Origin of the sequence: Streptomyces sp. NBC_01314 (assembly GCF_041435215.1) — a bacterium.
In the GTDB taxonomy this organism is placed as follows: domain Bacteria; phylum Actinomycetota; class Actinomycetes; order Streptomycetales; family Streptomycetaceae; genus Streptomyces.
This window is the reverse complement of record NZ_CP108394.1, coordinates 4,316,120-4,328,426: the sequence shown is the minus strand read 5'-3', so window position 1 is coordinate 4,328,426 and position 12,307 is coordinate 4,316,120. Positions and strand designations below refer to the sequence as shown.

General features: G+C 71.7%; 13 protein-coding genes. 9 read left to right on the top strand and 4 right to left on the bottom strand.

Annotated features, from left to right (window positions below; translation table 11 throughout):
- Nucleotides 1–7: 7 nt before the first annotated feature.
- The 3 genes from OG622_RS18945 to OG622_RS18935 form a co-directional block, all read right to left on the bottom strand.
- Nucleotides 8–499: a succinate dehydrogenase hydrophobic membrane anchor subunit gene (locus OG622_RS18945; RefSeq protein ID WP_371577462.1), complete on the bottom strand. Its 492-nt coding sequence runs from the start codon at nt 497–499 to the stop codon at nt 8–10.
- A 5-nt stretch (nt 500–504) separates the two neighbouring features.
- The gene (gene sdhC / locus OG622_RS18940; RefSeq protein ID WP_371577460.1) at nt 505–885 is read right to left on the bottom strand and encodes a succinate dehydrogenase, cytochrome b556 subunit; all 381 of its coding nucleotides are present in this window, start codon (nt 883–885) and stop codon (nt 505–507) included.
- Nucleotides 886–1,097: 212 nt separating this feature from the next.
- On the bottom strand, nt 1,098–1,718 hold the full coding sequence (locus tag OG622_RS18935) for a 2-oxo-4-hydroxy-4-carboxy-5-ureidoimidazoline decarboxylase (RefSeq protein ID WP_371577458.1): 621 nt from the start codon (nt 1,716–1,718) through the stop codon (nt 1,098–1,100).
- Nucleotides 1,719–1,941: 223 nt separating this feature from the next.
- Here OG622_RS18935 and OG622_RS18930 point away from each other — a divergent pair, with 223 nt between their 5' ends.
- From OG622_RS18930 to OG622_RS18890, 9 genes are all read left to right on the top strand, one after another.
- The gene (locus OG622_RS18930; RefSeq protein WP_371577456.1) at nt 1,942–3,594 is read left to right on the top strand and encodes a glycoside hydrolase family 20 protein; all 1,653 of its coding nucleotides are present in this window, start codon (nt 1,942–1,944) and stop codon (nt 3,592–3,594) included.
- A gap of 188 nt (nt 3,595–3,782) precedes the next feature.
- The gene (locus OG622_RS18925) at nt 3,783–4,586 is read left to right on the top strand and encodes a DUF4328 domain-containing protein (protein WP_371577455.1); all 804 of its coding nucleotides are present in this window, start codon (nt 3,783–3,785) and stop codon (nt 4,584–4,586) included.
- Nucleotides 4,587–4,730: 144 nt separating this feature from the next.
- Nucleotides 4,731–5,267, top strand: coding sequence for a hypothetical protein (locus OG622_RS18920; RefSeq protein ID WP_371577454.1), 537 nt, complete (start codon nt 4,731–4,733; stop codon nt 5,265–5,267).
- An 85-nt stretch (nt 5,268–5,352) separates the two neighbouring features.
- Nucleotides 5,353–6,063, top strand: a complete 711-nt coding sequence (locus OG622_RS18915; protein WP_371577453.1) for a hypothetical protein — start codon at nt 5,353–5,355, stop codon at nt 6,061–6,063.
- A 162-nt stretch (nt 6,064–6,225) separates the two neighbouring features.
- Nucleotides 6,226–6,612: a hypothetical protein gene (locus tag OG622_RS18910; RefSeq protein ID WP_371577452.1), complete on the top strand. Its 387-nt coding sequence runs from the start codon at nt 6,226–6,228 to the stop codon at nt 6,610–6,612.
- A 289-nt stretch (nt 6,613–6,901) separates the two neighbouring features.
- Nucleotides 6,902–7,492, top strand: coding sequence for an RNA polymerase sigma factor (locus OG622_RS18905; RefSeq protein ID WP_371577451.1), 591 nt, complete (start codon nt 6,902–6,904; stop codon nt 7,490–7,492).
- Nucleotides 7,489–8,544, top strand: a complete 1,056-nt coding sequence (locus tag OG622_RS18900) for a hypothetical protein (protein WP_371577449.1) — start codon at nt 7,489–7,491, stop codon at nt 8,542–8,544. Before OG622_RS18905 ends, OG622_RS18900 begins: the two co-directional genes overlap by 4 nt.
- A 466-nt stretch (nt 8,545–9,010) precedes the next feature.
- Nucleotides 9,011–9,697, top strand: coding sequence for an RNA polymerase sigma factor (locus tag OG622_RS18895; RefSeq protein ID WP_371577447.1), 687 nt, complete (start codon nt 9,011–9,013; stop codon nt 9,695–9,697).
- Nucleotides 9,697–10,983: a hypothetical protein gene (locus tag OG622_RS18890; protein ID WP_371577446.1), complete on the top strand. Its 1,287-nt coding sequence runs from the start codon at nt 9,697–9,699 to the stop codon at nt 10,981–10,983. The genes OG622_RS18895 and OG622_RS18890 overlap by 1 nt, the downstream gene beginning before the upstream one ends.
- Before the next feature lie 291 nt (nt 10,984–11,274).
- Here OG622_RS18890 and OG622_RS18885 read toward each other — a convergent pair whose 3' ends face one another.
- Nucleotides 11,275–12,186, bottom strand: a complete 912-nt coding sequence (locus tag OG622_RS18885) for a L,D-transpeptidase family protein (RefSeq protein WP_371577444.1) — start codon at nt 12,184–12,186, stop codon at nt 11,275–11,277.
- Between the last annotated feature and the right edge of the window lie 121 nt (nt 12,187–12,307).

Here is a 12,307-nt window from a genome sequence, read left to right as displayed (position 1 = left end):
CCCGTGCCTAGCGGATGTTCGGGTCGAAGGTGAAGATCACCAGCGTGCCCAGCAGGATGGTGAACACCGTGGCGGTGTAGAGCAGACCCTTCAGCCACAGGCGGGTGTTCGGGCGCTCCGCGTAGTCGTTGATGACCGTGCGCAGGCCGTTCGCGCCGTGCAGCATCGCGAGCCACAGCATCAGCAGGTCCCAGGTCTGCCAGAACGGGGACGCCCAGCGGCCCGCGACGAACGCGAAGCCGATCTTGGAGACGCCGCCGTCGAGGACGAGCTGGATGAGCAGGTGGCCGATGACCAGGACGACCAGGACGATGCCGGACAGGCGCATGAAGAGCCACGCGGCCATCTCGAAGTTGCCGCGGGTGGACTTCGGGGTCTTCTTGGTGCGCTTGCGGGGCGGCTCGATGAAGGGGGCCGGGTTGTCGGGGCTGTAGCCCGACAGCTCCCCGGCGCCCTCGACGGGGCCGATGCCGGATGCGGTGGTTTCAGTGGCGGACATCTGTCTCAGCTCCCGAAGACTTCACGGACGGCGTGGCCGAGGACGGGGTACAGGGCCCCGACCATCAGCACGAGCCAGATGCCGACGACGGACCAGAGCATCGTCTTCTGGTGACGGGGGCCGTTCGACCAGAAGTCGACGGCGATGACCCGAAGACCGTTGAGCGCGTGGAAGAGGATGGCGGCGACGAGGCCGTATTCCAGCAGCGCGACGATCGGCGTCTTGTACGTGGCCACGACCTTGTCGTATGCGTCGGGGGAGACGCGGACGAGAGCGGTGTCCAGCACGTGTACGAACAGGAAGAAGAAGATGAGGACGCCGGTGACTCGATGAGCCACCCAGGACCACATTCCTTCCCGGCCGCGGTACAGCGTTCCAGCCGGCACGGAAGAACCCTCCGGGAGCGGGGATTGGGGCCGGCCGGCTTGCTTGTCGGTCTGACCCGGCCGGGTACGGTCCACCGGCCCCGGCCATGGTAGCGACGTCGTTGCACTTGGCTTAAGCCGGGATGGTTGGTGTGATCAAACTGGCATACAAAGGCGCACGTAAGGGTGAGTAGCGGGTGGCATCCGGGGTGGGTGCCGCGTGCGTTGCCAGGCTAGAGGCGGGGCTTCGGGCCGGTCAGGTGGGTGGTGAGGCGTTCCTTGGCCAGGCGGCGCAGTTCTTCTGCCACCACCACCCGTTCCTCCTCCGGGTCGTTCGTGAGGCGGGAGCGGATGCCCTCCAGGGTGCGGTCGAGGAGTTCGTCGGGGTGGGCGCCGGCCTGGGAGATCACGAAGAGGTGGCCGAAGCGGGCCTCGTAGGCGGCGTGGGCGGCGTTCAGGGCGGTGTGAGCCACGCCGTAGGTGTCGTCGGGGAGGGCGGGGAGGGTCTCGCCGGCCAGGGCCTCCGCCAGGTCGGCCGCCGTGAGGTCGTACGCGGCCTCGTCCGACGCGGCGAGGAGCGCGTCGAGGTCGGGGTAGGGGCGGTGGTCGGTGAGGCGCTGGGCCCAGCGGAGACTGCGCAGGCAGGTGAGGAGAGCCTGCCGGGTGAGGTCGGCCGGGGTGTGGTTGAACCGCTCCAGGGCCGACGGGCCGGGGGTGCGGACCTGCTCCGGTATGGCGACCTGGCCGGGGAGGTGGGGGAGACGGTGCGGAGGCAGCGTGGTTCCTCGGCGGTGCGTAGGGGTCGGCTGGGCAGGCTGTGCGAAATGTGCCACCACGTTATCGAGGCGGGTCATGAGCTGTCCGTTCGATGCCCGAAATTCACCCGAACGGGAGAGTTTCGGAACCTGTGGTGGACGGATGGGACGGTGGGACGTCGTAGGTTCGACAAGGGGGCTCGGAAGGGACCGGGAGAAGAGCGGAAGAAGACCGGAAGAAGACCGGGGGAAGGTGCGGGCGAGAGGTGCGTGAGATGTCGTGGATGCTGATCGGGACCGGGACCGGGACCGGGGGCGCGTCGTGAACCGGGGTAGGCGCAGGGCGCCCCGCAGGAAGACGGCGATCACGTCGAAAGGGTTGCTCCTGGGTGCCGGGGTCGTCCTGGCGGGCGGCGCGGTGGCGGCGGCCGTGACCGTGTGGCCGGGCGACGGGAAGCGCACACCCGGCGGGTCGGAGCCCTCGCCGGCGCGGTCGTCCGTGAGCGCCGCCCGGAGTTCGCCGTCCGCGTCTCCGTCACCCTCGCGCTCGTATCCGCTGTCCCAGCAGCCGCGCACCATCCCCGCCGTACGGCAGCACGAGGCCGCCCGTGGCCCCGGCTGGAAGCCCGCCGACGGGGGTCGGGTCGTCGTACGGAACGCGGCACTGGCAGACGAGGGTCGGCTGACCGCCGGGGAGCTGGGGCTGGCCTTCGCGGGGGAGGCGCGGCCCCGGGACGGGGACGTGGAGCTGGCGCTGACCGGGGCGGACGAGCCGAGGTCGGAGGCCTACACGCTGACGGTGAAGGACCGGCGGGTACGGATCGCCGCCCCCGCCGAGGCGGGCGTCTTCTACGGGACGCGCACCCTGAAGCAGGAGGTCCGCGGCGGCGGTACGGCGCCGGAGGGCGTCGTCCGGGACGAGCCGGCCAAGCCGCAGCGCGGGTTCATGCTCGACATCGCGCGCAAGCACTTCACGGCCGGCTGGATCGAGGACCGCGTCCGTGAGCTGGGCGACCTCAAGTACAACCAGCTCGGGCTGCACTTCTCCGACGACCAGGGCTTCCGGATCGAGTCCACGAGCCACCCCGAGGTGGTGTCGGACCAGCACCTCACCAAGGCCCAGGTGAAGAAGATCCTGGACCTCGCGGAGAGCCGGCACATCCAGGTCGTACCGGAGATCGACTCCCCCGGGCATCTGGGCGCCGTGATCGCGGGCAATCCGGGGCTGCAGCTGAGGAACGCCCAGGGCGTGGCCGCGAGCGGAGCCGTCGACATCGCCAACCCGGAGTCCGCCGAGGTCGTGGACGAGCTGCTGGACGAGTACGCCGGCCTCTTCGACGGCGCGTACTGGCATCTGGGCGGCGACGAGTACCGGGCGCTGATGGTGTCGAACCCCGAGGCGTCCTACCCGGGGCTGGCCGCCGCCGCGCGGGCGAAGTACGGCTCCGGCGCGACCGTCGCCGACCTCGCGACCGGCTGGCTGAACGACCGCGCCAAGGTGATGCGCGGCCACGACCGGACCGTACGGGCCTGGAACGACGGGTTCTTCCGGGGCGGGTCGGTGCAGGCGGACAAGTCGATCCAGGTCGCGTACTGGACGGGCAAGGAGATCGGGGCCCGGCCGCCGGTCGAGTATCTGAGCGCCGGGCGGCAGGTGATCAACTACAACGACGAGTACCTGTACTACGTCCTCGGCGAGCCCAACCAGTTCGTCTACCCGACCGGGCAGCGCATCTACGAGTCCTGGACCCCCCGGGTGCTGCGGGGCACGACCGCCGTCCCCGCGCAGTACGACGACCAGATCCTCGGCGGTGTCTTCGCCGTCTGGTGCGACCTCGCGAACCGGCAGACCGAGGCGCAGGTCGCGGCGGGCGTCCGGATGCCGCTGCGGGCGCTGTCGCAGAAGCTGTGGGATCCGGGGAAGCCGGCGCTGAGCTGGGCGGAGTTCCGCGAGCTGGCGGCGAAGGTGAGCTGACCTGCGGGCGGGGACCCGCGCAGGCGCAGGGCTGGGCCGCGCCGAAAGCGAGTGGACGGGGAAACCCAGTGGACGGCGAATCGAGTGGACGGGCGGGGCGGGCGAACCGTATGTTCCGCCTGTTCTGATTGCCGAGCGTGAAGGTCTGGGGAGGGCTTGGCTCGGGTGCGACCACAGGGGGCTCCATCATGTTCTGTACGCGCTGTAGGCATTCCGAAGCGGCGCCCGACGGCATCCTGTGCCGCTCGTGTGAGGCCGGGGGCTACGGAGGTCCGGCCGCCGGCGGGGGCTCGGCAACGGGTTTTCCCGTGGTGACGCCGCACGGGACCGCCTGGCTGCGGTCGCCGGTGGGGCTGGGGCGGGCGGTGGTGATCCTGCTCGGGGCGGTCGCCGCTGCCGACCTGGTCGCGGTGTGGGCGGACCTCTCGCTCCTCGATGTGATGAACCGGATGGCCGCCGACGACTGGGGCGTGGCCCTGGAGCGGGACTACGACCGGGCGGACCGGCTCATCGTCCTGGCCGGTGTCCTCCAGACGCTCACCTACGTCGCCGCGATCGTCGTCTTCCTGATCTGGTTCCACCGGGTGCGGGTCAACGCCGAGGTGTTCGACCCCTTCGGGCATCGGAAGAAGCGGGGCTGGGCGATCGGCGCCTGGTTCGTTCCCGTGGTGAACCTGTGGTTCCCGCGCCGGATCGCGATCGACTGCTGGGACGCGAGCAGTCCGTGGGAGAAGCCCCGGTCTCACGCGCTCGTCAACACCTGGTGGACGCTGTGGCTGCTCAGCCTCTTCGCGGGAGAGGCCGGGGACAGGGCGTACCTCAGGGCGGAGGAGGTCGAGGAATACCGGCTGGCCGCCCAGTGGATGCTGTTCGGGGACTCTCTCGAAATCGTGTCCGCATTGTTCGCTGCCCTCTTCGTCCTCGCGCTCACGCGCATGCAGGACGGCAGGGCGCGGACCGGTCCGCGTGAGCCGGAGTCCGTCAGCGTCTGAGTCCGTCACCGCGTGAGACGGAGTCCGTGACCGTCTGAGTCCGTCACCCTCTGAGACCGTCAGGCTGTGGGCCGTCTTCACGCGACCGTGCGGATTGCCTCATTCCGGGCGCGGACCGCCGTACGGATGTGGTGTATTCCCGGTATGGGGTACTGGGGGTACTACGTCGTGGGCAGAAGCGGGCGGCCCCTCGCGGAGCTGGACGCGCTGGACAGGGCCGAGGGTTTGACGCTGTGTGTGACGGCGGCCGGCGGCTGGCAGGTGTGGGCGTATCCGACGGGCGCGCCCGGTGGCGAGGCCGCGGGGGGCACCGGCGACATCGGGAACATGAACGCGCTGGCCCGCGAGACGGGGGCGCCCGCGCTGTTCGGTTACGTCATGGGCAGCGACTGCGTGGTCGTCGAGGCCGCCGGGCCGGAGAGCGGGGCGTGGACCACGTGTCTCGCGCGGCGTGCGATGGCCGCGTACCTGGGCGACGGCGAAGGGCTCACCGTCGAGGACTACTTCCTCGAACCGCGCGACGCCGCCGAGCGCGCCGTCGGCTGGGCCGCGGAGGCCGGGCGGGCCGTCGGCGCACGGTCGCTGCTCGATGTGTTGAGCTCAGAGCCTGGACCGGCGGACCCCCTGGCTGAAAACATTCTGTTCCGGTTGCTCGACCGGCTCGGGGTCGTCCCTCTGTGACACTCCTGAGTTGTCGCACGCAGTAAGGGGAAGTGCGTGCTCCGTATAACCGGGGTGTGGTCGAGCGGGAGAGAGGGGAGGCGTGATGAGTCTGGTGGAGCTGATCGCCCAGGCCGACGAACGTGGTCTGGCGGCAAGTGGGTTGGCTTGTTTGGACCGTTGCGTACCGCTTCTCGGGGGTGACGACGAGGTTCTGCGTCCGCTGTGGGCGGGTCTGGTGGACGACGGGGAGGGGTGGGGGGAGAGAGTGGCGAAGGTACGGGGCGAACTGGCCCCGGCCGACGCAAACGCCGACGCCGTCTCCGACACGCGGTCCGACGCGCGCTCGGGCTCCGGATCCGACGCGCGTTCCGGATCCGGATCCGACACGCGGTCCGGATCCGGATCCGACACGCGGTCCGGATCCGGATCCGACACGCGGTCCGGATCCGGATCCGGTGGGGGCGAGGAGATCGTCCTGCTGGCCCGTCGGATGCTCGACGGGGTGCCTGTGGAGCGGTCCGGTGACGCACTGCGCGAGTGGGCCGACGTGTGTTCGGTCTCCGCCCTGCGGATCCATCAGCTGCTCGACCCGTTGGACGCCGGGGGTCACGACTCGGTGGCGGCCTGCCGCGCGGGTCGTACCGAGGGCGCCTCCCATCTCGTCGCCGCCGAACTGCGCCGTCAGGTCGTGGTGCTGGAACTGCTCGCCCAGCACGGCGTGGCGGGGGTGCGGCAGGCGCTCGGTGTCTCCACGGAGGGGCGGCGGGTGCTGCGGGCGGTCGTGTCGCGGCGGGCGCGTGGGACGCGGCGGTAAACCTCGGTTTCCTGGCGGGTCCTGTGGGTGTCCTGAGGCTGGTGTGGGGGTCCTGCGCCGGTGTCGCGTACTTGCCGGAAAACGCGAAACGTCTCGCGCGGGGCGGGCGCTTTCCCGAGTGTGAGCGCACAGCAGACATTCAGTTCGGGCAGTGCCCCCAGCATGTCGGGGAACCTCGGGAACCGGCCCGGGAGTGCGGCGAAGCCCCTTCGGTGGGCGGCCGACGCGGTGGCGATGATGCGGGAGGGGGCACGGGTGCGTCTCGACTACTCGACGCAGAGCCTGTGGCGGGTGGACCGGATGATCGAGGAGATACGGCAGGAAGGGGCGCCCTACGCCGCCGTGGAGGGGGCCCTGCGGGGGTTCGGGGCGTACGGGGGTGAGGTCGTCGTGCGCTCGGCCGGGGGTGAGTGGGTCGAGTCGGGCGGGGGTTACTGGGTGCGGACCTGGGACGGCCGCTTCTGGGATCCGCTGGACGAGGCCCGGCGGTGTTTCGCGGGGGACGGGTCGCTGCGGCTGCTGTGCCACGACGCGATGGCCTCCGGCTGACGTAGGGAATTCCTCGCCCCCGCCGCCCTTGCCCGTCCCTCACCAGGGGCTGTGCCCCTTCGACCCCCGTCCGCGCCGTTCGGTGGTGGCTGGTCGCGCAGTTCCCCGCGCCCCCGAAACGCAAGGCAGGGGCTGCGCCCCGCCTGACGGACTGTGACACTTCCGCGGAGCGCGGCGCAGATGACCATGGGGGCTTGGCGGCGGCCGGGACGGTCCCCGGGAACGTGATCCCGGCACTGACTTGGCACTGTCCCGGACAGTTTGTGGCCAGGGAGGGGAACCTCGGCGCGTGCAGGCGTACGACGGGGAACTGGGCGCGGCCGTCGCGCGGGCCCAGGCCGGGGACGAGGCCGCGTTCGCGGTGGCGTACCGACTCGTGCAGCCCGGACTGCTGGGGTATCTGCGTGGCATCGTCGGGGACGACGCGGAGGACGTCGCCTCGGACGCCTGGCTGGAGATCGCGCGTGACCTCGGGCGGTTCAAGGGCGACGGGGCCGGCTTCCGGGGCTGGAGCGCGACCATCGCCCGGCACCGGGCCCTGGACCATCTGCGGCGCCAGAAGGTCAGGCCCCGGGCGACCGCCCTGGAGAACGACCTGCTGGAACTGCCGGGTACGCACAGCACCCAGGACCAGGCCCTGGAGGCCCTCTCCACCGAGCAGGCCCTCGCGCTCGTGGCCCGGCTGCCTCGCGACCAGGCCGAGGCCGTTCTGCTGCGCGTGGTCGTAGGCCTCGACGGCCCCGCCGCCGCCCGTGTCCTCGGCAAACGCCCCGGCGCGGTCCGTACCGCCACCCACCGGGGACTGAAGCGACTCGCCCAGCTCCTCCGGAGCGAGGGTGTGACGGATGACGGCCCCCGGACGCTGGGGGAATCGAGATGACCGACAGCGGCGACAGCGGCGACAGCCTCGGCCGCGACGGCGGAGACGGTGACCCGCGCGGCCATGACAGCAGTGGGACGGACGGCGACAGGGAAGGGCACGAGATGCCTTCGGGCAGGACGGAGCCGGAGAAGGGCGAACGGCGCGACGGCGAACGGCGCGACGGGGAACGCCGCGACAGTGCATGGCGGTGTGGCAGCGGGGGGTCGGACGACGGCCGCCGGTTCATGAGTGATGTCGCCGACGACGACCGCGCTTCCGATGCCCCCGTACCCGATGCCCCCGCCGCCCCTGCAACCGATGGCGCCGCCGGTTCCTCCGTCGATTCCCTTCTCGCCGCCGCCGTACGTGGTGGTACGTCGGCCCACAGTGCGGGCGAGGCGCGGGCAGTGGCCGCCTTCCGGGCTGCACGGGAGATGGGGACGCGTACGGCCCGTACCCGGCGCCGCGACGACTGGCGGCCGAACGCGCGGCGCCGCGTCCAGCTCTCGATACGCACCACCCTGGCCGTACTGCTGGCCAGCCTCGCCCTCGGCGGGGTCGCCTTCGCGGCGATCGGCTCGGCCACGCACGACGACGAGGGCGTCGGCGGGGACCGCGAGGGCCATGGGGGCCAGGACCGCCGTCCCCGCACCACCGACGGAGCTCCCGCCCGCCCCGGCCCCTCGACCGCCCCGCGCACGAATCCCTCGACGGCCGACCGCCTCGACCGGGACGAGGAAGCCCCCGCGTCCCAGCAGCCGGACAAGGCCGACCGGCGGGCCGAAGGCAAGGGCAACAACGGCGGCAGCAACAACGGCGGCAGCAACATCGGCAACGGCAACGGCAAGCACGATGACCAGCCCGGCGGCGGCAGCGACCGCGAGGGCAGTGGCACCGGCGACAGGCAAAGAGAGGCACCGCGTCCGAGCGAGCCGAACGCGTCGAGGCCGAGTGAGTCGCCGAGTGAGTCGACGGCGCCGAACGAACCGGGTGGACCGGGAGCGCCGGACGCCCGGCCGAAGCGAACGGGCGAAGCCCAGGAAACGCGGAACGGAACCCGGGCGCCGTAGAACGGAACCCGTGAAACACGGAACGGAACCCGCGAGGCGCGGAGCGGAACCGGGAGGCGAAGTAAAGGGCCCCGGAAACGAAGTGAGGCCGGCGTGCTCGCAAGACCCCCGTACTCGCAAGACACCCGGCCGACTCCGCCGATGGCAACGGCCGGGGCCGCCACCCCCCACAGGAGAGGCCCCGACCGTCGCGCGGCACGGGCCGCGCGGCGACCCGTACTACCTACAGCGCCGCGCCTGCGTTTTCTGTCACACCTCTGCGCATCACGAGTTAGTTGCATGTTCTACGGACATGGACGGTCAGTGGTTTCAGGCCGTAACGTGCCTTTCGCGCCGGATCGAGGTTGGCGGAAGACCACCGCAACCACAGCGGTCCCGAAGACCGCAACCGTCGATTGAGGAAGCACAAACGGCGAGAACCCGGACCGCGAGAGCGGCACCGGCTGAGGCGCAGAGGGGCGCGTGGGTGCTGGGGGACGACGCGGAGCTGACCGCCGCGGTGCTTGCGGCACAGGACGGGGACGAGACCGCGTTCCGGACTGTGTACCGCTCGGTGCACCCACGGCTGCTCGGGTACGTGCGGACGCTGGTCGGTGATCCGGACGCGGAGGACGTCACCTCCGAGTCCTGGCTGCAGATAGCCCGTGACCTGGAACGGTTCGACGGAGACGCCGACCGGTTCCGCGGCTGGGCCGCGCGGATCGCCCGCAACCGGGCCCTCGACCACATACGCATGCGGGGCCGCAGGCCCGCGATAGGCGGCGACGAGACCGAGCTGACCGGCAAGGCGGCCGAGTCCGACACGGCCGGCGAGGCGATGGAGGCCCTGGCGACCGGCCGCACGCTGTCGCTCATCGCGCAGCTGCCGCAGGACCAGGCGGAGGCGGTGGTCCTGCGTGTCGTGGTCGGCCTCGACGCGAAGACCGCGGCGGAGACGCTGGGCAAGCGTGCGGGTGCCGTACGGACGGCCGCGCACCGGGGGCTGAAACGGCTCGCCGAACTGATCGGGGAGAATCCGGAGACGGCTTCGGAGGCCGACCCGGAATCCGGCGACCCGCTGGACGCCGTACCCCCACCGAGAGGCGCGCGGGTACGCGCGGCCACGTCCGCCGGTGTGACGCATACGCGTTCGCGGACGCAGAAGGATGTGTGATGGCCGACGAGCAGTACAGGTGGCTGAACCGCGACGCTGCGGAGCGGCTGCTGCGTGGGGAGCCGCTCGAAGCCGTCGACGCCGACACCCGCGCCCGTGCCTACCGGCTCACCGAGGCGCTCGAAGCCCTGGCCGCCGAGGTCGTGCCGACGCCTTCCCAGAATCCCGAACTGCCGGGCGAGGAAGCCGCGTTGGCCGCCTTCCGTACGGCCCGCACGGCTCGCTCGGTCCATACGGCCCCCTCCGGTGAGAACGGCCGGGCCGCGGAGCCCGGCCGCGGCAGCCGAACACACACCACCGCGGTGCCCGCCGCCGACGCGGGTCTCGTGCGCCTGGGACGGCCCGCGCGTCCGTCCGCCGTGCCGGTCCGCCGCCGGGCCGGCTGGGGCCGGCCGGCGCGGTTCGGGCTGGTCGCGGCCGTGACCGCCGGGATGCTCGGCGGGGTCACGGTGCTGGCCGGCGGCGGTGCGCTGAGCGCGTTCCGCGACGGCGAACCGGAACCCTCCGCCGGCATCTCCGCCGCCCAGTCGCCGGACCGGCCGCTGCTGTCGCCGTCGCCGAACGCCGAGCAGGGCGAGGGCAGCAGGCGCGGGGCGTGGGGCGAGGAGACGCCCGGGGTCTCCCCGGACACCTCCTCGAAGGGCGACGACCCCACCGGCGGCACCGATGGGGACGAGCAGCCCGGTGACACCGGGCAGAACGAGAACCGCACCCAGGAGTGGTGGGACAACGTGCTCTCCACGTGCCGTGACGTCCGCGACGGCAAGGAGCTGGACGCCGACCGCCGACGCGGCCTGGAGGGCGCGGCGGGCGGCAAGGGCAAGGGGCTGCTGAAGCGGTACTGCGAAGGCCTCCTGGCCGGCGGTGCAGCCAACCCCGGCACGGCGAAACGGCCGGGCACGGGCAACGGAACCGGGACGGGCAAGGGCACCGGGACGGGCAAGGGCACGGGGACCGGCGCGTCGGACTCCAGCGGTCCCGCCGGCGGTGGTGACAGGAACACGCGGTCCGGAAACGACTCCGACGAGGACGACGACTCGGACAGGGGCCAGGGCCGCCGCAACGGCCACGGAAACGGCAAGGGCCGCCACGGGAACGGCAACGGCCCTGGACACGGGAACGGCAAGAACACGGGCGGCAAGAACCAAGGCGACAAGGGCGGGAAGGGCGACAAGGGCGGCAAAGGCAGCGGTCACCGCGGTCGGTTCGCGGCGGTTGACCCGGTCGGCTTCGGCGCCGGCGGTGGCACCGCACCCTCCGAGCGGATGCTCACGCACCCATCCTGACCTGCGCTTTCGCCTCCATTACGAATTCTTTCGCGGAACGGGTAACACTTTCAGCCGCCGCGGCGCAGTAATGAGTGAGCCGACTGGTCATCGGCCGTCGCACAGAGCCGGGGTTCCCCCCGTACCTACGGCTCGTGCACCTCGGCGCGGGCGGGACACGTTCCCCCGGTCCCGCCCGCGCCCCATACCCCGTGATTCCCCCGTGGTCCCCCGTGACCCCGTACTCCCACTGACGCGCCGGACGCCTTCCCGCTATGCGTCATGTGACGCACGTCACTCCACTTGCCGTCGTCACCAGTACACGACCACCTTGTCGCCGTTCCTGACCTGCCCGAACAGCTGCGCGATCTTCGCCTCGTCCCGGACGTTGACGCAGCCGTGCGAGGCCCCGTAGTAGCCGCGGGCCGCGAAGTCGGAGGAGTAGTGGACGGCCTGGCCGCCGCTGAAGAACATCGCGTACGGCATGGGGGTGTCGTACAGGGTCGACACGTGGTCGCGGGACTTGAAGTAGACGCTGAAGACGCCCTCGCGGGTCGGTGTGTACTCCGAGCCGAACCGCACCTCGACCGTCGTCAGCGTCCGGCCGTCCACCATCCAGCGCAGTGTGCGGCTGGTCTTGCTGATGCACAGCACCCGGCCGGTCAGGCAGCGCGGGTCGGGTGACGCCGCCGGCTGCCCGCCGTACGCGTACAGGTCCCACTTGCCGGGCTCCCGCGTCATGTTCCGCAGCCGCGCCCACGTGACGCTGTCCGTCTTGCCGGTCCGCGGCAGCCCCCGCTTGCCCTGGAAGCCCCTGACCGCCTGGACCGTCGGATCGTCGTACGTCCCCGTGGGCCCGGTGAAGAGCCACGCGATCTGCCGCAGCCGGGCCTGCAACTCACGTACGTCCAGCCCTTCGTCACCCTGGGCCCAGAGGACCGTGGGGGCGACGGTGGGGGTGGGAGAGGCGTCGGGCGGCGGGGTCTGCTCGCGGTCCCCCTTGTCGTCACTGTCTCCGTCGGCCTTGTCGTTGTCGCCGCTGCCACCGGCGGCGGCCTGGCCGCCGGCCTCCTGCTTCGGGGTGCCGCTCGGTGTGGCGGTCCCGTCGATGCGCACGGGCTGACGCTGGCCGCCGTGCACCTCGATCCCCTGGGCCGTGCAGGCGCCGGCCATGGCGAGTGCCGCGAGCGCGGCCACTGATCTCCGCATGTCCTTGGTACGCATCGGGGCCCCCGTCGTCTCATGATCCGCCGTGTCCGGTCGCTCTCCCGGTCAGGTTTCCCTGACATGACCCGTCGCGAACAAACAGGCATGGTTATGAGCAAGGTCCCAGCCGAATGCGCTC

Coding starts and splice junctions, on each gene's coding strand:
- OG622_RS18945 (WP_371577462.1), bottom strand. CDS start 499: ATGTCCGCCACTGAAACCACCGCATCCGGCATCGGCCCCGTCGAGGGC.
- OG622_RS18935 (WP_371577458.1), bottom strand. CDS start 1,718: ATGACCCGCCTCGATAACGTGGTGGCACATTTCGCACAGCCTGCCCAG.
- OG622_RS18925 (WP_371577455.1), top strand. CDS start 3,783: ATGTTCTGTACGCGCTGTAGGCATTCCGAAGCGGCGCCCGACGGCATC.
- OG622_RS18920 (WP_371577454.1), top strand. CDS start 4,731: ATGGGGTACTGGGGGTACTACGTCGTGGGCAGAAGCGGGCGGCCCCTC.
- OG622_RS18915 (WP_371577453.1), top strand. CDS start 5,353: ATGAGTCTGGTGGAGCTGATCGCCCAGGCCGACGAACGTGGTCTGGCG.
- OG622_RS18910 (WP_371577452.1), top strand. CDS start 6,226: ATGTCGGGGAACCTCGGGAACCGGCCCGGGAGTGCGGCGAAGCCCCTT.
- OG622_RS18900 (WP_371577449.1), top strand. CDS start 7,489: ATGACCGACAGCGGCGACAGCGGCGACAGCCTCGGCCGCGACGGCGGA.
- OG622_RS18890 (WP_371577446.1), top strand. CDS start 9,697: ATGGCCGACGAGCAGTACAGGTGGCTGAACCGCGACGCTGCGGAGCGG.
- OG622_RS18885 (WP_371577444.1), bottom strand. CDS start 12,186: ATGCGTACCAAGGACATGCGGAGATCAGTGGCCGCGCTCGCGGCACTC.